Genomic DNA, 21,014 nt, shown 5'->3' on the forward strand with positions numbered 1-21,014 from the left:
TGGTTTTAACTGCTGATCTCGATGGGGATTTTTTACACCTTGGCCTGACTTGCCGAAACTAGCACTTTTAACAGGTGGCAACGGTTATGCCGTTTGCTAGTGTCCGTGCTTATGCATCCCGTACCTCTCACCCGGAGCGCTCTTCATCATGGCCACCGAATCCAGTATCAATTCCAATGCCTTCAATTTTTTCAATCACATGCAGAGCGGTGTTGACTCGCGAACGGGCCTTTATTCCTTTCAAATCGCCCTGTCCGCGTTTTACGGCAGTGACTTGTTGGCGCCTGAAATCGAACTGAACCTACGCTACAGCCAACTGAACACGCAGGATCGCGGCTTTGGCAGGGGCTGGAGCCTGCCCACCACCGAGTTCGACCCTGCCCAGAAACGCAGGATCATTTCCCTGGCCAATGGCGAAACGTTCAAAGCCGACGGCCGTGTTGGCACTACCAACCAGTTGACGATGTCGGAGAAAAAGATCGACACGTTCCACCTTTATGAGGACGCTGAAGACCGCTGGCGGGTGGTGCACCGCTCCGGCATGGTGGAAGTGCTCGAGCGAAAAGGTTCAAGCACGAATGGCAGGGCGGTGCCGACCCGCATCTTCAGCCGCCAGGGGCATTGGCTGAACCTGGAATACGGCACCCATAACGGCTTCCCGATGTTGACCAAGATCACCGACATGCGCGGCGTCACGCTGCTGGAGGCCGTTCGCAACAGAGATGTGCAGTTGAGGATGCCAACTGACACGGGAAACGCCACCTATACCATGGTGTTGGGCACCGACAACCGGGTAACCCGCATCGAATTGCCCACCGACAACCAGGCGAGCTGGCGTTTTTCCTATATCCGCGTCAGGAATGTCGATTGCATCAGCACGGTGTACACCCCTGCGGGCGGTTTCGAAGAACTGAAATACGATGATTACGGCCACGAGTTCCCGATCGGTTCGGGCCTGGACCCGCTGCCTCGAGTAACCCGGCATGTGCAGCACCCAGGCAATAAGCAACCCCCGATCGACACGCGTTACACCTATTCCAGCAACGGTCACAACTTCCTGGGTGGCAATGCACCACTGGAGTGGATAGACGATGGCCTGGACAACCTGTTCCGCAAGGATATCGACTATGACTATGCCACCACAGAGACACTCTGGGTGGATGAAAGGCCCGTACGCAGCACCGTCCGAGAGTTCAACAAGTTTCACCTGAACACCCGTGAAGCTGTGTATCGAGGCACCAAGCTGAACGCCGACAACACTGAAGTCATCGGCAATTTCATTGAAGAGAAAATTACGACGTATAACCTGAAGCCCGGGCGCTTCGAGGAGCAAGTGAACGCCTGTCAGTACCCGATCAAGATCGAAACCCGTTGGCGGCTGCGCGATAGCGGCCGTCAACGCGTGGAAACCATCAGGGCCGAGTACGACGATTACGGAAATGTGTTGATGCAGCAAGCAGCAACCGGCGTTGTCGAGACAAACCGTTGGTACCGGAATGGGGATGCGGGTTACCCAGGCAATGCTGAAAACTTTGTGTGCGACCTACACACGAAAACCGTGACACCGGCGGCTGGGCACGGTGGAAACGCCCCAACACTGGTCACGACGCATACGTACAATCAAATCAAAGTACTGGCCAGCAGCAGCGAAGCGACCGGGCAGGAAAGCTGGTGTGCCCTTCATAGCGAAACACTGAGCCTCAACGATCGCACACTGAAAGTCACGGCCTATGACTATCACGAGCAGGAAAATGAAGAAGTGCAACAGGCAGAGCCATTGCAACATGGTCGCCTGCAAAAACGCACCACGGGCTTCCCGAACCCCGCCTTTGGCGAGCCGGGCCAGCCTGAAATGCTGGAAAGCACTGTTGACTATGCCTACCAGTTCGAGACGCTCGATTGGGACAAGATGCGCGACGAGCGTTTGCATGATTTGGCTCCAATTACCGTGCTGAAAACGGTGCATGACACCGTGGGGCATGACCAGGCCAGCATGCAGACCAGCGAAGGGCACTCACTGTTCTCGGGCGAACTGGTGCTGAGCACCGACGAGGACAGGGTAGAGAGACGCATCGTCACCGACAAACTGCACCGCAAGATCTTTGAAGTCGTGGCAGGGGGTGGCGCCAGCGAAGCCGTGCGCAGTAATGAGTATGCGCTTTGTGCCGAAGAGGGTGAGCAGGCGAGCCAGCGCTATACCTCACCTACATCCGTGATCACTGAAACGCGGTTCGATGGTTTGGGCCGCGTGCACCAGGTGCTGGCGAGCCATATAGACCCGACAAGGCCCAACGCTTTGTTCCAGGTCCAGGAACTGGTGCACGACGCCTGGGGACGCGAAATTGAAGACAGGCAGTACGACTGGCTGGAGGGCAAACCCTTCCCTGCCGACGTGCCGTTCCTGGCCCAGCGATACCTGTACGACAACTGGGAAGGGCGCAGTGTGGTGATCCGCCACGACAACGTTCAGGAACACACGCTTTTCGACCCCACCGTGGAAGATCAAAACAGGAACGTGTGCAAGACCACATGGTTGCAGGTGGCGCAGCAAACGGAGAAAAGCGAGAAGGTCAGGACCTGGAGCAATGCGTTCGAGAAGGAGGTACGGATAGAACGCCTGAGCCCTGACGATATGATCGAGGCGGAACAGGTGATGCACTACGACGGCCTTGGCCGATGCGTGAGCAAAATTGATGAACGCCAGTATGAGACAACATTCGAATACGACCCGTTCGGCCGCTTGAGTGCCAGCACGCGGCCAACCGAAACGCGTATCGAGCATCGTTATGCCCACCACACGGACGCCGAATGGTCGACCAGTATCACCGCCTTTTCCAACCGCGAGTCCGACCCTCCCTTCGAGGTGGGCAGCCAGTGCTATAACGGGGTAGGCAAGGTGACTTCGCGCACCATTGGCAAGCGCACCGAGGAGTTGCGGTACAAACCCGGCCAATCGAAACCAGCGGCCATGATCACCGGCGCACGCGATACCATCAGCTACGAGTACGACCTGGCGCTCTCCCCTTTTCCTACCCAAATGCGCGTGAATGCTGACGAAAAAGGCGACGAGTACATTTATGACCCGATCACAGCCAGGATGAAGGAGTCGCGCGGTGCCAACGGCAAACGGGTCTATCACTACAATGCGCATGATCAGTTGACCGGCGAAACCCTCGAAACGGCAGGCGATGTGCCGCGCACGGCCGAGTATGTCAGCACCTTCCACAACCGCCTGACATCGAGCAAAGATGCCGGGGGCATGACTGCCGTCCATGAATACGACGAGAAAGGGCTCATCACGGCAACACGCCAAGGCAACCTGCTGGCATCCTTCGGCTACAACGGCCTGGGCAGACTGATATCCCTAACCAGCACCGACACAGTTAGCAACAGCACACTGACCACATCTCTTGAGTACGACGACCACGGGCGTGAAATCAAGCGCACCCAGCAGCTAGACACAAGGCCTTTGCCTACGTTGACTCAGGTGTGGGGCAAGGACAATTTGCTCGAAAGCCGCGTATTGCGCGACGGGCCCGGGCCTGATGATGTTGTGCTCGAGGAAGCATTCCGCTACGACCGGCTGGGGCGACTGAGCACGGTCGAATACAGCGGCCGCGAGATCCCCAAAGACGAGGCAGGCCGCACGCCCCGCCAACAGGCATTCGATTACGACAGCATTGACAATATTCGTGTTTGCATCACCCGCTTTGATGACGGCACCAGTGAGATTGCGACGTATGAATACAACAAAGACGACCGTTTCCTGCTGAAATCGTTGACGCTCTCCACGAGCGGCAGTACGCCAGAAACCTTCACATTCTCCCATGATGCCAATGGTAACCTGACGGTCGACCAGCATGGCCGCGTGCTGGAGTACGACGAAGAAAGCCAGTTGTTGCAAATCAGAGGCCAAAGCCAATATCAATACGACGGTGAAGGGCAACTACTGACCAGCCAGGCAGCCAGTGGCTCGCCAAGGCAACTGTGGTTCGACGAGAACCGGCTGAGTCTGGCCATCCAGGACGGCAACTACACACGATTTAGCTTCCATGCCGATATACCACTGGCCCAGCAAAGCGATGCCCCCGCCAGAACGTTGTTGCTGCAAACCGATTCCAGCCACAGTGTCATCGCCGAATGCGAAGCTGGCGCGGTTCGCGACATACGCTATAGCGCCTACGGTCAGCGGCACGTCACGGTGCCTGTCCACAGCAACTTGGGCTTCAACGGTGAGGCACTGGATGAAGGCAGTGACTGGTACCTGCTGGGGCGGGGCGTGCGCGCCTATAATCCGGGGCTTAGGCGCTTCAACAGCCCCGATCCGCGCAGCGTGTTCGACACCGGTGAACTGAACCCCTATACCTACTGCCTGAACAACCCGATTGCCTTGCGCGACCCCAGCGGCTTGACTGCAACGGGCGACGGTGGCAGACCGCGGCGCCCTGACGAAGATGACCCGAACTGGCTGGGGCGCAGGAAGCCTGGTGGCGGCACATTGAACTGGATCATGTTGGGCCTTGGGGTAGCGCTTACTGTTGCAGCAGTTTTTACCGCAGGTGCGTCACTGGCTGCGGTAGGGGCACTCGGCGCTGCCGCGAAAGCCGGGATGAGCGCTGCTACCCTGGCCGTCAGAGCAGGTACCGCCGGTTTCCTGCAAAAATTATTGGTCAAGGTTGCAGCTACCACCATTAAAGCAGCGCTCACGAACACCCTCTTTGCAGGGCTGTCCCTTGGCGGTACCGTAGCGCAGGCAGTTTCAGTCATCAACAACGATGAGGCGGCGGGAACGGCGGCAATGATTCTGGGTATAACAACTGCCACTGTAGCAGCTGGCAAAGTAGCACTCTCCGTGGGCAAGTTGGCTTTCTCTGGCAGCAACGCGAATAATTTAGTGCCAACGGGTATTGTGCAGAATGCAGCTAGCAACATGGACAAAGCCGCTGGTGCAACTAGCGGCGGTTTTAAAGAAGGGGGTTTTTTGTATAGGCACTGGATGTCAAGAATCCCGGAATCCCAACGTTTTCACGTAAACACTCCCTATTAACTGAACGATACAATCAACTCATGTTTGATTAAAGCTGAAACAGCTCATTCTCAAACCACTAGTTGATGCCACCTAAAAAGCCCGCTCAGCAAGTGCCTGCAACCCGGTTCCTGGGTTGCAGCTTAAACTGGGCTGGCTTTTTATTTTCTTATTTTTACTTATCGCCCCACCTAGCATTTTTACCAGTATCCACAACTTCCACTCCACGCTAGCCTTCTCTCACCAACAACCGGTAGCAGGCCAACCCGGCCCCTCCTTATCGTGATGTGTATGGGAGCACTTCGCATGAGTAATGACTCGGCACGTCTACTTGCAGCAAAGGCACGTCTTGACTATCAAAAGCAGCGTGTTGCCAGGTTGGCGGCGCAGCGGGTAGATGCCCTGGCGCCCCCTGAAGCTCAAGGGATAGTCGACCCAGCGGACGGGACCTTGAACAAGGACGTCCTCGATGCGGACCTTGATGTGGTCATACAGGAATGGCTAAACCTGCCCGACCCAATCCTGGGTGACAAGGACACATTGCAACTGGAAATGGCTATCGTTGACGGGCAGGGTGTCGGTGACTTTCTGGAAGTTGGCGCCAGCGCCCAATACGATAAGGACAGTGTATTTCCTACGACGCTGCAGATACCCAAAGCTGATTACCCCCATGACGGCAAGCGCCAACTGCGCTATAGAATCGACAGGTACAATACGCCTACGCCAGAATACTCTCCTGCAATCGATCTAATATTCGATAAAACACCGCCGTGGGATGCTGTTGAACCTGAAGCAGCGGCACTCAATGGAAACGTGGTAACAGACGCTTTTTTCGGCACCAACCCAACCGGCCTGACAGTAACATTACCGCCTTATACTGACCAGGACGTAAAGGATACTTACGCACTTTATTACTCTGACACCGTTCCGGTTGAGGGGCAAATACCACCCGCCATTGGTTATGGCCCACTACCCGCGAACCGGGAACTACTAATAACCAAGGCCGACATAGAAAGGCTGAGTGACGGTCACTTCTACATTGTTTATATCCTGTTGGATAAAGCCACCAACCGCAGCCGCATCTCCAAGATCGCGGAGGTTTATGTAAACCTTGGGTCATTACCCACCGCGCTGCAAGCGCCAGTAGTACCCCTCGCCCAAGGTGATGGCCTGATCGACCTGGCCGATGCGCAGGCAGGCATCACGGTTGAAGTCGACTATACCAACTACCGGAGAAGCGACATTGTCGAGGTCACCTGGGGCACGTCCAAGCCCTTCACCGAAGAAATTGGCTCGCGTGAGCCGCCGCTTTCCATCAGTGTCCCCCACGATCGCCTGCGTGAAGCCTATGGTGCCGCAGATACCGAACTAGAGACCGACGTCAGTTATCGTGTACTGCGCCATGGCGTTCCCTATGGCCCGGAAAGCACCACGCTGAAGGTTGATTTCTCTGTCGCAGGCCCCGACCGCCCCGACCCCGACCCCACTTGGCCAGACCCCATCAACAGCAAACTCGACGCCCCTGCGGTCTGGGGCAAGAACTCTCAACAGGAAAACGTGCTGGATCGGAGTGATACCGGCGAGGAGGCCACATTCAAGGTCAAACGTCATGACGATGCCAAAGATACTGACATCATGGAATTCTATTGGGCCGGCACGCTGGTCACCGAGGCCAGGTACGATGTCGATTTAAGCGACCCTGCAGATATCGAGCGACCGCTTCCCTGGACCTACATACTTAATGCCAGCAATAACCCCACGCTACCGGTGCACTACACCATCCGCAAAGCGACCGGGGCAGGTAACGAGCAAAACTCGCCTACTGCTGTGGTCAATGCCAATGCCGTTGTCATCGAGCCGGACGCTCCCGAGTTTCAACGTCTGTACAATAATAGATTCCTCAACTGTGAATCCCTTTGGGAAGACCCCCTGAACCCAACTGGCGACCCTGCGTTCAAGGTGTTCGTGCCACCACTGAACCAGTACCTGCCCAATGGCGGTGAGGTAACCCTGACATGGACTGGATGGGGTGGCTACACCGGGGATAATGAGATTCCGGCAGCCAGACTGACCGAGGCCCGCACAATCAGCGCAGCAGAAGCGGCCGCGGGCTTTTATTGGGAAGTCAAACCCTACAGTCCCCACATCCTCAGTATCTATGACCCCACTGGTCATGGCGCGGATGGTCGCGGCCGCGTCCAGTACAGCTTCCAGCACGGGGGAGAAACCGTCACATCGAAAACAGCCGAAGCTGTGGTCAGCCTGGGCACAGGATCAGGCACCTGTGCGATTCCATGAACGGGGCGCCCATGGACGGGCTGGCAAGGTAGCCCGCGCTCATAGATAGGAAAAGCCGCGAGCTTAATCAGGCTTTTCCTACAGGAAATGTCCGCTAAATCCATAGACTTCGGCACCAATGGCCAGCCTGCAACAGGCGCTGGCCGGTTCCGACTTGGACAAGACACAGGTATTCGCATGTCAGCATTCTCCCCCTTGCCCCTACGCCAGGTTCTGCGCGCAGCCACATTCGCCCCTGCGCTCCTGCTCAGCCCGGACAGCTGGGCCCAGACACTGATCAAGAATGACACAACGATCGATGGCAGCGCAGCACTTGACAACTACACGGTAATGGATGGCGCCACCCTCACGGCCAACGGCGCCATTACCCGTGACATCAGGGTGCAGGAGGGCTCAAGGCTGGTGCTCAATGGTAGCCAGGTAAACGCCACTGGCAACGCCGCAGGCCTGCGCATCAGCGCGGCCGGAGCCACTATCAGCAACAGCCGCGTGACATCTGCCTTCCAGGGCCTGTCCATAGGCAGCGGCGCACGGGTTGACGCGCTTGACAGCACCATCAGCGGCGGCGCGGTGGGCGCGGTCATCAACAATAGCCTGCTGACGCTGTCAGGCAGCCAAGTCACTGGCACCAACACCAACAGTGCCGGGATCAACCTGTTCGATGGCAACCTGCAGGCCACTGCAGGCAGCCGCATCGTCGGCGACCAGGATGGCCTCCGCGTGCGTGGCGACAGCGGCCAGCCCGCCGGAACCAGCACAGTGGTACTGGATGCCAGCCACGTAGAGGGCCTGAACGGTTCTGCAATTGCCGTCGCTACGGCGGGGAACGCACCGGCGAGTGCCAGGATCGAGGTATTGAACGGCTCCACCCTCAAGGCCGGTAATGGCACACTGGTGGAAGTCGGCGCCGTCGGCACCGCCGATATCCTGGTCAGCGCCAGCGCCCTGGAGGGCGATATCGTCGTCGCCGAAGGCGGCAGCGGCAAGCTGACCTTGGCCAACCAGGCAACCCTCAAAGGCCGCCTGGAAAACCTTGACCGGCTGGCCTTGAACAGCGGTGGCCAATGGACCATGACTGGCGACGCACAGCTCAAGGACCTGGCCCTGGACGGCGGTGCAGTGGCGTTTGGTGATGATGGCGAGTTCTACACCTTGCAGGTGGCCAACCTGGAAGGTAGCGGCACCTTCATCATGAACGCCGACTTTGCCGACGGCAAAAGCGACCTGCTCGAGGTGACGGGTACCGCCACCGGCAACCATGAGATCCGCGTGACCAGCACAGGCAAAGACCCGCTGGCCGACACCGAACTGCATCTGGTGCATACCGCCGCAGGCGATGCGAGCTTCTCGCTGGCGGGCGGCCCGGTTGACCTGGGCACCTTCGCCTATGGCCTGACCCAGCGCGGCAATGACTGGTACCTGGACGCCTCGATGCGCTCGCTCAGCAATGGCACCAAGACCATCCTGGCACTGGCCAATACCGCCCCTACCGTCTGGTATGGCGAACTTACCACCTTGCGCAGCCGCATGGGTGAGGTACGCCGTAACGACGGCGCAGCGGGTGGCTGGATGCGCAGCTATGGCAACCAGTTCAACGCTTCTACCTCCGGCTTCGGCTACAAGCAGCAGCAACAAGGGCTGTCGTTCGGTGCCGACGGTCGCCTGCCAATCGGCGATGGCAACTGGCTGGTCGGGGTCACAGCGGGCTACAGCAACTCAGACCTCAACTTGCAGGGCGGCAGCTCGGGCAAGGTCGACAGCTACCACATGGGGGCCTACACCACTTGGCTCGACTCGCAAAACGGCTACTACTTCGATGGCGTTGTAAAAGTCAACCGCTACCAGAACCGGGCCGATGTGCAGTTGAGTGATGGCAGCAAGACCAAAGGCGACTACAGCAATCACGGCATCGGGGTGTCACTGGAGGCCGGTCGGCATATCAAGCTGGAGGATGGTTACTTCATCGAGCCTTATGCCCAACTGGCAGCCATGACCATCGAAGGTCAGTCGTATCACCTGTCCAATGGCTTGCAGGCCAGCGGTGAAGACACCCGCTCGCTGCAGGGCAAGCTGGGTACAACTGCCGGGCGCACCTTCGACTACGGCCAGGGCCGCATGATTCAGCCTTATGTACGGGTTGCCGCAGCTCACGAGTTCGTCAACAACAACCGCGTGAAGGTGAACGGCAACAGCCTCGACAATGACCTGGCGGGCTCGCGCGCCGAACTGGGCGCCGGTGTAGTGGCAGCCTGGGACCAGCAATGGCAGGTACATGCGGAGTTCGACTATGCCAACGGCGAGCAGCTCGAACAGCCTTGGGGGGTGAGCGTGGGCGTCCGTTACAACTGGTGATTGCAGCACCCTGCGGCGCCGTCCGGCGCACGCAGGGCACAAATCAGCACTCAATGCTTGTCCTTGACAGGAGACCAAGCCATGCCATTGATTACCCTGATCCGTTCACTCTGGTCCTCGCTCAAGGGGCGGACCACTCAGGCAGACCCACTCGATCCACCCGAGATCGCGGCGCTGCTACCAGACCTTGAGGGTGGCGAAACCCACTTGCTGCGCTTCAGCGCAACCCATCAGCCGCTTGAGGTCAGGTTCAAGATGTGGAAGAACTCCGATCCCGCAATGGGTGAGGAAACGCTGACGCTGTACTGGGACGATACAGCAGTCGCTCAAAAGTCATGGACAGCGCCGGTGCCCGAGGACGACCTGTTCCTCCATGTACCGCAACACCTGTTGCTCAGCGAGGGGAGACATACCCTGTTTCATGATGTAAAGCTCTACAACGGCAACCATTCGTCTTCACTACCCTTTCACATCACCATCGACCGAACGCCCCCTCAACTTCCGACGGACAACATGCTGGTGTTCGACCCTGAGGTGGTCCAAAACGGTGTCACCGACGCCTATCTGGTGGAGCACAATGAAGAACTGGAGGCCACTGTGCCCCTTTATTCAGGTATCCGTGCGGGTGATGTGCTGACCTGGTATTGGTCCACGTCCCCCTCCGGCATGCACCAGGCAGGGAGCAGGTCCGTAACACAGGGAGACATCAACAAACCGCTGAAGGTGATCATTCCAGGCAAGCACATCCGTGATATGGCTGACGGCCTACGCTATGCGCGGTACACGGTTCAGGATTATGTGGGCACGCCAGAACTACAGTCGCAAATTGTGCTGCTGGACGCCAAACCCACTCCGTTACCCGTGAACTTCTCCACACCCTACCTAGAGGAAACGGGCAGTACGGGCAGCAGCAGCACGCTGGACCCGCTTCGGGCCTCGAATGGCGCAACCGTCATCATCAAAGCAGGTAACCCCTTCGAGCCCACTGACAGCGTGAGGGTACACTGGGCAAACCCGGGGGAACACGGCGCCTATGACGCCCCCGTCGAGGTGGCTACCGGCAACATCGCCTGCCCCATCCCCAGAACCAACGTTGCGGCCCGTATGGGCAGTAGCCTTGCGCTGTATTACACGGTAACCCGTCGCGGCACAACTCATACATCCGGGCTTCACACGCTGACGGTACGAGCCCCCAACAATCTGCCCGCGCCTCAGTGTGAGGCGATCCAGAGTGGTGAGCTGAGCCTGAGTGGGATGGGAGACCAAGCCACCTTTACCCTCAACATCTGGCCACTCAGGGATACCAGTCAGTTCGTCAGGCTGCACATCACCGGCAAGCGTAACGATGGAGGCGACGCTCCTGTCGTGGTCACAGACGCGACCCCGGTAACGTCGGCAACAGGGATCATGACGGTAGGTTCGGTAACCCCGGCAGCGCTGGGCGTGTTCACGGTCTCTCTTCAGATCGACATCCTGTGCTATTTCAGCGTGGACAACAAACTCACCTGGATCCCGTTCCCTCACGTACCCGTGAAACTGGTGGATTGACAAAACCACTCCCTTGGCTGCTCAAGGAAACCGGCTTCGACAAGGAACCACGCCCTCATAGCCCCCGCAGGCTTTGCACTGTTCGTCTGTGCGAAGGGCGCCTAGCAGTGGCACTTTGAATTTCAAGGCTGATGATGGATTCAGGCAAACTGCGCTGAAACGAAAAAAGACGCCGAAGCGTCTTTTTTCGAGGACTTACAGAATCTTATGCGACTCTGTAGATCTTGATTTGGAGCGGGAAACGAGACTCGAACTCGCGACCCCGACCTTGGCAAGGTCGTGCTCTACCAACTGAGCTATTCCCGCAATTTGAAGCTTTACCACGTTCGGCGTGAAGCGCCTTTACAGCCTTCACCACCACTGCACCGCATAGACGCCACAGTATTTAAACTGGAGCGGGAAACGAGACTCGAACTCGCGACCCCGACCTTGGCAAGGTCGTGCTCTACCAACTGAGCTATTCCCGCATTTGGCGTCCCCTAGGGGACTCGAACCCCTGTTACCGCCGTGAAAGGGCGGTGTCCTAGGCCACTAGACGAAGGGGACACACAACACTTTTCAGTGCACCAGAACATGAACCTCACGATTCAGCCTGGATTTTCTTTTCCTGCCCCGCCGTTACGCAGTGCCGGAGAAACTGGAGCGGGAAACGAGACTCGAACTCGCGACCCCGACCTTGGCAAGGTCGTGCTCTACCAACTGAGCTATTCCCGCATTGGCGTCCCCTAGGGGACTCGAACCCCTGTTACCGCCGTGAAAGGGCGGTGTCCTAGGCCACTAGACGAAGGGGACACGCTGCTGGCATTACTGCCTGCTTTCACTCCCTGCCGCGTTTCGCTGTGTGCTTTACGCTGCAAGTGGCGCGCATTCTATGGATGGTTCGGGAAGGCGTCAACCCCTTTGTAGAAATTTATTTAAATCAATGACTTCCGGGTACACCCAGCGCTGTTTTGGCAAGCCTGCTGGGGTTTGGCGTTGATTTTCTGGCGTCAAGTCAGCATTAATGTGCCAGCATCCAGTCATGGCACAGTTTGCCGATAGAAAAAGAGAATGGCTGTCAGGGCCTCTCGCGAGCACGCTCGCTCCTACACTCAATCATGCAAACCTATTCATGAGGCATTAACGGTGACACCACTTCTGATCACCCTGCTCATCGTGGCGGGCATCGCGTTGCTGATCGTGATCGGCTACCTCAACAATGTGGTCGAGAATGGCAAGCTTGAGCGCGCCCGGATGAAGATCGAGCTCGCCGACCGCCTGCGCCGCTGTGGCGAGATCACCGAGACGTTCCCCGGCCAGTTCATGACCCCGGCCCTCAAGTTGCTGCTGACCCGCCTGGAGCTGAACCTCAACCAGCGCCTGCTGGCGGTGGACAAGCGCAATGCCGAATTCAAGGCGCGCATCGCCGAACTGGAAGGGCTGATTGCCCTGGGTGACAAGATCCCGGTCAACAACCCACCTAACCCGATCCACACCGAGATCAAGGCCAAGGACGTACGCTTCTTGCTGGAGGCGCTGCACAACCAGGTGACCCGCGCTGCCCATGAGGGCTTCTTGCCCGCCGTCGAGGCCAAGCATTGGGTCAAGGAAATCCGCCATATCCTGGTGCTGCTGCATATAGAGTTCTTCAACAACCTCGGCCAACAGGCCCTGCAAAAAGGCCAACCCGGCCAGGCGCGCCTGGCCTTCGAGCGCGGCGTGCAGTATTTGCGCAAGCAGCCGGAGCCGAAGGTGTATGAAGAGCAGCTGACGTATCTTGAGAAACTGTTGGCCCGGGCCAATGCCCAGGTGCTGGACCGCATGGCACCGGCGGAGGACGAGCACAACGAATTGACCGATGGGCTCAAGACCGATGAGGAAGAAACCTGGAAGAAGAAGGTGATCTACGATTGATTGGTTAACCTGTACCGGCCTCTTCGCGGGTAAACCCGCTCCTACACGGCGGGGTACCCACATCGGGTGTTGGGCGCAGGCCGATGTAGGAGCGGGTTTACCCGCGAAAGGGCCGGGCCCGCTGACAAATATCCCTGGTCATTCACCGTTGCCGCCGCCCCCCGTATTCGCGGGTAAACCCGCTCCTACAAGCGAAGAGGCCGGCACAGGCAACATCGATCAGCAGTCAGTCAACATCAGAAAGATCGCTGCCAAACGCTCCAGCCCCACTTGGTCCGCCTCGCTGAACCGCCCGACCGTCGGGCTGTCCAGGTCCAGCACGCCAATCAACCTGCCGTCCTTCACCAACGGGATCACCAGCTCACTGTTGGAGGCACTGTCACAGGCAATGTGGCCCGGGAATGCATGAACATCCTCGACCCGCTGGGTCTGCCGCGTTGCCGCCGCAGCCCCGCACACACCTTTACTGAACGGAATACGCACACACGCCACCTGGCCCTGGAACGGGCCCAGCACCAGCTCTTCGTTGCGGTTGAGGTAGAACCCCGCCCAGTTCAGGTCGTCCACCTGGTTATACAGAAACGCGGAAAACTGCGCGGCGTTGGCGATGAAGTCACGCTCGTCGGCGAACAGCGCCTGCACTTGCGCCGCCAGCAGGTTATAGCCGTCGAGGCCGGCGCCACTGGCATTGAGGTCGATCATTTACTTTTGCTCCAGCAATTGCAGCCCGACCCAGTAGCGGGCGAACTGATAGGCACAACGGCCATTACGGTTGCCGCGGCCGGTGGCCCAGCGCACGGCGAGGATGTCGAGTTCTTCGGTACGCTGCCACACAAGGCCCGCAGGTTGTGCCAACTGGCCAATCCAGTGCTCCACAACGTTCAGGAAATGGTCCTGGGTGAACGGGTAGAACGACAGCCACAGGCCAAAACGGTCAGACAGGGCAATCTTGTCCTCCACCGCTTCGCTGGGGTGCAGCTCGCCGTCGACACGCTTCCAGTTCTCGTTGTCGCTCTCCTTCTCGGGCACCAGGTGGCGGCGGTTGGAGGTGGCGTACAGCAGCACATTGTCCGGGGCCTGCTCCAGCGAGCCGTCGAGCACGCTCTTGAGCACCCGGTAGTCGCCCTCCCCGGCTTCGAACGACAGATCGTCGCAGAACAGGATGAAGCGTTGCGGGAGCTTCTGCAGTTGCTCGACCACCCGCGGCAGGTCGGCCAGGTGGTCACGTTCGATTTCGATCAGGCGCAGGCCGGCGCTGGCGTGCTCGGCCAGCAGGGCACGTACCAGCGACGACTTGCCGGTACCACGCGAGCCCCACAGCAACGCGTGGTTGGCCGGCAGGCCGTTGATGAACTGGTGGGTGTTGCGGCCCAGCTGGTCGCGCTGTTTGTCGACGCCGATCAGGTCGGTCAGGCGGATGTCCAGGCTGACGTCCAGCGGCAGCAGGTAGCCGCTGCGGCCATCACGCTGCCAGCGCGCGGCCAGTGTGGTGCCCCAGTCGATGCGCGGGCGTTGTGCCGGCAACAGGGGTTCAAGGCGCGCCAGTACCGATTCGGCGCGGTCCAGAAAAGCGATCAAGCGAGCGTCCATGACGACTCCTAACAATTTCAGTTTTTTGGGGGCCGCTGCGCGCCCCTTCGCGGGCTTGCCCGCTCCCACAGGGCTTGCAGCCTGGGGCTAAGCTGTACCTGTGGGAGCGGGCAAGCCCGCGAAGGGGCGCCAAGCGACCCCCGCTTGGCGATCAACTGAAATGAACAGACAGACCCACCAGCAGCCGGGGCTATTCGGCTATGCTTGCGCAGCGCAAGGAACGGGAAACCGGCTCGGGACTCATGGATATCAAGTTCACCAATCGCCTGTCATACAAGCAAGCCCGGTTGACAGTCCTGGTCGGCTTCATCCTGGGAACATTGCTCAGTCTCATCCAGATCGGCATCGATTATGCCAGCGAAGACGCGTCCATCAACCGTGAAGTGAACGCGTTGCTGCAAATCAGCCACAACCCGGCCTCGCGCATCGCCTACAACATCGACTCGGAACTGGCGCTGGAGCTGACCCGCGGCCTGCTGCAGTCGCCGGCCGTCATCCGCGCACGGCTGATCGACAACAACGAAACGGTACTGGCCGATGTCGAGCGGCCCAGGCTGCAGGACCGCTACCGGCCACTCAGCGACTTCCTGTTCGGCGAGCAACGCCAGTTCAAGGAGCGCCTGTACCTGACCCACATGCCGGAGCAATACCTGGGCACCCTGCACCTGGACATCGACACCTTCGCCTTCGGCAGCCGCTTTCTCGACCGTGCTGGCATCACCCTGCTCAATGGTTTTGCCCGCAGCCTGGTGCTCACCGGCCTCCTGCTGGCGCTGTTCTACATGATGCTGACCAAGCCGCTGGTGACGGTGATTGGCGCACTCAGCGGCAGCGACCCGCGCAAACCCCGGCAAACGCGCCTGGAATGCCCACACGGACACGAGCATGACGAAATCGGCGTGCTGGTGAAGGTCGCCAACCAGCAGTTCGTCAGCATGGCCACCGAGATCGAACAGCGGCGCACCGCGGAAAACCGCCTGACCCAGTACCTGAACGAGCTGGAAGACATCGTGTCGGCGCGCACCAACGAGCTCAAGGCCAGCAACAGCAGCCTGAGCCTGTCCAACCAGGAGCTGGAACAAGCCCGCAGCCGAGCGCTGGACATGGCCCAGGCACGCGCCGCCTTCCTGGCCAACATGAGCCACGAAATCCGCACCCCGCTCAACGGCATGCTCGGCATGATCGCCCTGGCGCTGGACAACCCGCTGCCCAGCGAGCAACGCCAGCAACTGGCTATCGCCCATGACTCGGGCAAGGTGCTGGTAGAGCTGCTGAACGATATTCTCGACTTGTCCAAGTTCGATGCCGGCCAGCTTGAGCTGGAACGCATTGCGTTCGACATGGGCTCGATGGTGGAAGACACCGCCAACCTGCTGTCGCAGAACACCGCGCAAAGCGTGGAGCTGACCTGCCTGATCGCCAGCGACTTCCCCAGCAGCGTGCTCGGCGACCCCACGCGTGTGCGGCAGATCGTCAGCAACCTGCTGTCCAACGCGCTGAAGTTCACCCGCTTCGGCCGCGTCGACGTGCGCCTGGCGGCCATTGTCGGTGGTGTGCGTCTGGAGGTACGGGATACCGGCATCGGCATCCCCGAAGACGCCCAGGCGCGCATCTTCCAGCCTTTCACCCAGGCCGGCGCCGGCATCACCCGCCAGTACGGTGGCACCGGCCTGGGCCTGGCGCTGACGCGCAACCTGTGCAAGGCCATGCAGGGCCACCTGCACATTCGCTCCGAGCCGGGCTTTGGCAGCTGTTTTACCGCCGAGTTGCCACTGACCGTGCACACCGAAGCCATCCCGCCAGTGCCCTTGCATGGCCGCGTGGCCGCACTGAGCGCAGCCGGCAGCGGGCTCAATGAACTGTTGCAGCACTTGTTGCCCGCCTGGGGCCTGACCTACCAGCGCCATGACAGTTGCACCACGCTGGATGCGGCAGTGATCGACCTGTTGATCACCGACGACGTCGAGCACCTGTTCGAACTGCGCCCGGCATTGAAAACCCCGATTCTGCTGGTGACTGCCTACGGCAACTTCCTGCCCAACGAGCAGTCCCTGGCTTTGGCCCCGCTGCACCAGTTGGCCCGACCATTGGCACGCAACGCCCTGTACCAGACCCTGCGCCGCACCTTGCAAGGCCATGAGCCCGAACACCCGCTGGCCATCCCGGCCATTACCCAGGAACAAGGCCGTGCGAGGATTCTGCTGGTAGAGGACAACCCGGTGAACCAGCTGGTGGCCAAGGGCATGCTGGCCAAGCTCGGCTGCCAGGTGCAACTGGCCACCCAGGGGGCGGAGGCCCTTGAGCTGCTGGCGCGTGAGGAATTCGACCTGGTGCTGATGGACTGCAACATGCCGGTGATGGACGGCTACGAGGCCAGCCGGCGTATCCGCCAAAGCGGCCGCTGGCCCGAGTTGCCCATCGTCGCCCTCACCGCCAACGCCATGCCCGAAGAGCGCGAACGCTGCCGGGCGGCGGGCATGAACGACTACCTGGCCAAGCCATTCCGCCGCGAAGAGCTACTGGCCCTGGTCGACCATTGGGTGCCCTTCAGCGGCTGAGCAAACGCTCGATGTCCGCCTCCAGGGCCTGTGGCTTGGTGGTGGGGGCATAGCGCTTGACCTGGCCACTGGCCGGGTCGACCAGAAACTTGGTGAAGTTCCACTTGATCTTCTGGCTACCCAAAATACCCGGCGCGCGCTGCTTGAGTTCGACGAACAGAGGGTGAGCGCCCGGGCCGTTGACCTCGACCTTGCGAAACAGCGGAAAACTCACGCCGAAATTACGCTCGCAGAACTGCGCAATTTCCCGCGCATCGCCAGGTTCCTGCTTGCCGAACTGGTTGCACGGAAAGCCCAGTACCACCAGGCCACGGTCGCGGTAGGCCTGCCACAGTTGCTCCAGGCCCTTGTACTGCGGGGTAAAACCGCACTGGCTGGCGGTATTGACCACCAACAGCACCTTGCCCGGGAAGTCGCCGAGCGTCTTGTGCTCGCCGCCCAGGGTCACGCAGGGAATGTTCAGCATCGTTGCAGCCATGGTCGGGCTCCGGTCAGTCGCGCGGACGAAGGTCGATGCACACCGAGTTGATGCAGTAGCGCAGACCGGTCGGTGGCGGGCCGTCAGGGAACACATGCCCCAGGTGCGCGTCGCAACGGGCGCAGGTGACCTCGGTACGGATCATGCCGTGGGATGTGTCGCGGATCTCGATCATCGCGCTGTCCTCGATCGGCGCGTAAAAACTTGGCCAACCACAGCCAGCGTCGAACTTGGTCTGCGCATCGAACAGCGGCAGGCCGCAACAGATGCAGTGGTAGATGCCGTCGCGGCGCTCGCTGTTGTACTTGCCGCTGAATGGCCGTTCGGTGCCCTTGAGGCGGCAGACCTGGTACTGCTCGGGGTCGAGCATCGACCGCCATTCGTCCAGGGTTTTTTCGATCTTTTTCATGTAGAAACCTCGGCAGGCTGAATTTCACCCCACACCGTCTTTTCCGGGGCGCGGGTGGCACGTATATTAGTTGGCTTCGTGTGCCAGGCGTTCAGTCTGGCACCCGCTTCCTGCCCTTTCAAACCTTTCGGCGGGGCGTAGCGCGTTTTCTCAATCGGGATCCCATCATGCAGTTCAGCAAATCGAACAAGCTCGCCAATGTCTGCTACGACATTCGCGGCCCAGTGCTCAAGCACGCCAAACGCCTGGAGGAGGAAGGCCACCGCATCCTCAAGCTGAACATCGGCAACCCGGCGCCGTTTGGCTTCGAGGCGCCTGATGAAATCCTTCAGGATGTGATCCGCAACCTGCCAACCGCACAGGGCTACAGCGACTCCAAAGGCCTGTTCAGCGCACGCAAGGCGGTGATGCAGTACTGCCAGCAGAAAGAAATCGAAGGCGTCACCATCGAGGACATCTACCTGGGTAATGGTGTGTCCGAGCTGATCGTCATGTCGATGCAGGCGCTGCTCAACAACGGCGACGAAGTGCTGATCCCGGCCCCCGACTACCCGCTGTGGACTGCCGCCGTGAGCCTGGCCGGCGGCAAGCCGGTGCACTACCTGTGCGACGAGCAGGCCGACTGGTTCCCTGACCTTGAGGACATCAAGGCCAAGATCACCCCGAACACCAAGGCGCTGGTGATCATCAACCCGAACAACCCAACCGGCGCCGTCTACTCCAAGGAGCTGCTGCTGGGCATGCTGGAGCTGGCGCGCCAGCACAACCTGGTGGTGTTCTCCGACGAGATCTACGACAAGATCCTGTACGACGAAGCCGTGCACATCAGCACCGCCTCGCTGGCCCCGGACCTGCTGTGCCTGACCTTCAACGGCTTGTCCAAGTCGTACCGGGTGGCGGGCTTCCGCTCTGGCTGGCTGATCATTTCCGGGCCCAAGCACCACGCACACAGCTACATCGAAGGCATCGACATGCTGGCCAACATGCGCCTGTGCGCCAACGTGCCGGCCCAGCACGCCATCCAGACCGCGTTGGGCGGCTACCAGAGCATCAACGACCTGGTGCTGCCGCCGGGCCGCCTGCTGGAGCAGCGCAACCGCACCTACGAACTGCTCAACGATATCCCCGGTGTCAGCTGCGTGAAACCGATGGGCGCGCTGTATGCGTTCCCGCGGATCGACCCGAAGGTTTGCCCTATCCTCAACGACGAGAAGTTCGCCCTTGACCTGCTGCTGTCGGAGAAGCTGCTGATCGTACAAGGGACGGCGTTCAACTGGCCGTGGCCGGACCACTTCCGCGTGGTGACCTTGCCGCGGGTGGATGACCTGGAAGCGGCAATTGGCCGGATCGGCAATTTCCTGAAGGGTTATTCGCAGTAGGGTTCGACGGGGGGCGACGGGGGCGACGAGAGGTTCGACGCGGGGTTGGTGGTGGGGCGCAGATCGAGCGCCGCCCGCGCGGCGCTTCGCGGGTAAACCCGCTCCTACGTTTGTTTCGGGCCAGTCCATCCTGTGCCAGGCGCGCGCGATCGCCTTGTTTGTACGACGCGATATCGCGCCATGCGCCAGGGCGTTCGCGCGCAAATCCCACAGGCATAATTGGCCCGAAACAAACGTAGGAGCGGGTTTACCCGCGAAGCGCCGCGCGGGCGGCGCTCGATCTCACAGGCGCCACACCACTTGCGGCAAACACCCAGCGGCCTTGACGCAGCCCCCAAGCCGAATGTTTCTTACATCCTGCAACGCTCTATCCCACAGCCCCCACGCCATCCTCTGCCATACTCCGCCGTACACAGTTTGAAATAGTCCCCCGATTGAATCGGCGCGGCAGGCCCCTTATATACCCCGCAGTAAGCGACAACTCATCCGTCAGGAGAACGTAACAACCATGATGCGCATTCTGTTGTTTGTAGCCACCAACCTCGCGGTGGTGCTGGTTGCAAGCATTACCCTGAGCCTGTTCGGTTTCAACGGGTTCATGGCCGCCAACGGGGTCGACCTGAACCTCAGCAGCCTGCTGGTGTTCTGCGCCGTGTTCGGCTTTGCCGGCTCCCTCGTCTCGCTGTTCATCTCCAAGTGGATGGCGAAGATGACCACTGGCACCCAGATCATCAGCCAGCCGCGCACCCGCCACGAGCAGTGGCTGCTGCAAACGGTCGAAGAGCTGTCCCGCGAAGCGGGCATCAAAATGCCTGAGGTGGGTATCTTCCCGGCTTACGAGGCCAACGCCTTCGCCACCGGCTGGAACCGCAACGACGCGCTGGTCGCAGTGTCCCAGGGCTTGCTGGAGCGTTTCTCGCCCGATGAAGTGCGCGCGGTACTGGCCCACGAAATCGGCCACGTTGCCAACGGCGACATGGTCACCCTGGCGCTGGTGCAGGGCGTGGTGAACACCTTCGTGATGTTCTTTGCACGCATCATCGGCAACTTTGTCGACAAGGTCATCTTCAAGAACGAAGAGGGCCAAGGCATTGCCTACTATGTGGCGACCATCGTTGCCGAGCTGATCCTTGGCATCCTGGCCAGCATGATCGTGATGTGGTTCTCGCGCCGCCGCGAATTCCGCGCCGACGAAGCCGGTGCGCAACTGGCCGGTACCGCGGCAATGATCGGCGCCCTGCAGCGCCTACGCGTGGAACAAGGCCTGCCAGTGCACATGCCCGACACCATGAAGGCCTTCGGCATCAATGGCGGCCTCAAGCACGGCCTGGCTGGGTTGCTGATGAGCCACCCACCGCTGGAAGACCGCATCGAGGCCCTGCGTCAGCGCGGCTGATCCACCTGATAAAAACAAAGGGCGACTTCGGTCGCCCTTTTTTATTCCCGGCCTTACGCAGCCTTCTGTGGGAGCGGGCGCGCCCGC

General features: G+C 59.9%; 12 protein-coding genes and 5 tRNA genes. 8 read left to right on the forward strand and 9 right to left on the reverse strand.

The genetic code is table 11. The features are described from left to right. Positions 1–148: 148 nt before the first annotated feature. The 4 genes from N5D53_RS09625 (at position 149) to N5D53_RS09640 (ending at position 11,224) form a co-directional block, all read left to right on the forward strand. A complete protein-coding gene (locus tag N5D53_RS09625) occupies positions 149–5,047 on the forward strand; it encodes an RHS repeat-associated core domain-containing protein (RefSeq protein WP_279840213.1) in 4,899 nt (1,632 codons plus the stop codon). Positions 5,048–5,332: 285 nt separating this feature from the next. After that, positions 5,333–7,324 carry a hypothetical protein gene (locus N5D53_RS09630; RefSeq protein ID WP_279840214.1) on the forward strand — a complete coding sequence of 664 codons (1,992 nt, stop codon included), beginning with the start codon at positions 5,333–5,335 and terminating at the stop codon, positions 7,322–7,324. Positions 7,325–7,501: 177 nt separating this feature from the next. Further along, complete coding sequence (locus tag N5D53_RS09635) at positions 7,502–9,676, forward strand: autotransporter outer membrane beta-barrel domain-containing protein (protein WP_279840215.1); 2,175 nt, start codon at positions 7,502–7,504, stop codon at positions 9,674–9,676. Positions 9,677–9,757: 81 nt separating this feature from the next. Further along, positions 9,758–11,224 carry a hypothetical protein gene (locus N5D53_RS09640; protein WP_279840216.1) on the forward strand — a complete coding sequence of 489 codons (1,467 nt, stop codon included), beginning with the start codon at positions 9,758–9,760 and terminating at the stop codon, positions 11,222–11,224. 230 nt (positions 11,225–11,454) lie between these two features. On the opposite strand, the gene N5D53_RS09645 is transcribed toward N5D53_RS09640, so the two are convergent. The 5 genes from N5D53_RS09645 to N5D53_RS09665 form a co-directional block, all read right to left on the reverse strand. Continuing rightward, a tRNA-Gly gene (locus N5D53_RS09645) sits at positions 11,455–11,530 on the reverse strand. An 85-nt stretch (positions 11,531–11,615) separates the two neighbouring features. Further along, positions 11,616–11,691, reverse strand: a tRNA-Gly gene (locus N5D53_RS09650). A gap of 3 nt (positions 11,692–11,694) precedes the next feature. Continuing rightward, positions 11,695–11,770: transfer RNA gene (locus tag N5D53_RS09655), tRNA-Glu, on the reverse strand. A 92-nt stretch (positions 11,771–11,862) separates the two neighbouring features. Next, positions 11,863–11,938 (reverse strand) — tRNA-Gly (locus N5D53_RS09660). Between the two features lie 2 nt (positions 11,939–11,940). Further along, positions 11,941–12,016, reverse strand: a tRNA-Glu gene (locus N5D53_RS09665). Positions 12,017–12,349: 333 nt separating this feature from the next. On the opposite strand from N5D53_RS09665, the gene N5D53_RS09670 reads away from it, so the two are divergent. Continuing rightward, positions 12,350–13,117, forward strand: a complete 768-nt coding sequence (locus N5D53_RS09670) for a hypothetical protein (protein ID WP_020193184.1) — start codon at positions 12,350–12,352, stop codon at positions 13,115–13,117. A 219-nt stretch (positions 13,118–13,336) separates the two neighbouring features. Here N5D53_RS09670 and N5D53_RS09675 read toward each other — a convergent pair whose 3' ends face one another. Together N5D53_RS09675 and N5D53_RS09680 are read right to left on the reverse strand one after the other, a co-directional pair. Then, complete coding sequence (locus tag N5D53_RS09675) at positions 13,337–13,819, reverse strand: GAF domain-containing protein (RefSeq protein ID WP_104962291.1); 483 nt, start codon at positions 13,817–13,819, stop codon at positions 13,337–13,339. Beyond that, positions 13,820–14,707 carry an ATP-binding protein gene (locus N5D53_RS09680; protein WP_279840217.1) on the reverse strand — a complete coding sequence of 296 codons (888 nt, stop codon included), beginning with the start codon at positions 14,705–14,707 and terminating at the stop codon, positions 13,820–13,822. Positions 14,708–14,907: 200 nt separating this feature from the next. Between N5D53_RS09680 and N5D53_RS09685 the strand changes: the two genes are divergently transcribed. Continuing rightward, positions 14,908–17,265: an ATP-binding protein gene (locus N5D53_RS09685; RefSeq protein WP_279840218.1), complete on the forward strand. Its 2,358-nt coding sequence runs from the start codon at positions 14,908–14,910 to the stop codon at positions 17,263–17,265. On the opposite strand, the gene N5D53_RS09690 is transcribed toward N5D53_RS09685, so the two are convergent. Continuing rightward, positions 17,255–17,743: a glutathione peroxidase gene (locus N5D53_RS09690; RefSeq protein WP_010952902.1), complete on the reverse strand. Its 489-nt coding sequence runs from the start codon at positions 17,741–17,743 to the stop codon at positions 17,255–17,257. The two genes, N5D53_RS09685 and N5D53_RS09690, sit on opposite strands and share 11 nt — an antisense overlap. 13 nt (positions 17,744–17,756) lie before the next feature. Then, positions 17,757–18,152 carry a peptide-methionine (R)-S-oxide reductase MsrB gene (gene msrB, locus N5D53_RS09695; protein ID WP_010952901.1) on the reverse strand — a complete coding sequence of 132 codons (396 nt, stop codon included), beginning with the start codon at positions 18,150–18,152 and terminating at the stop codon, positions 17,757–17,759. A gap of 167 nt (positions 18,153–18,319) precedes the next feature. Here msrB and N5D53_RS09700 point away from each other — a divergent pair, with 167 nt between their 5' ends. Together N5D53_RS09700 and htpX are read left to right on the forward strand one after the other, a co-directional pair. Then, positions 18,320–19,531: a pyridoxal phosphate-dependent aminotransferase gene (locus N5D53_RS09700; RefSeq protein WP_003247100.1), complete on the forward strand. Its 1,212-nt coding sequence runs from the start codon at positions 18,320–18,322 to the stop codon at positions 19,529–19,531. Positions 19,532–20,039: 508 nt separating this feature from the next. Further along, positions 20,040–20,927, forward strand: a complete 888-nt coding sequence (gene htpX, locus N5D53_RS09705) for a protease HtpX (RefSeq protein WP_010952899.1) — start codon at positions 20,040–20,042, stop codon at positions 20,925–20,927. Positions 20,928–21,014: the final 87 nt, after the last annotated feature.

Source organism: Pseudomonas sp. GD03862 (assembly GCF_029840855.1).
Lineage (GTDB): Bacteria > Pseudomonadota > Gammaproteobacteria > Pseudomonadales > Pseudomonadaceae > Aquipseudomonas > Aquipseudomonas alloputida.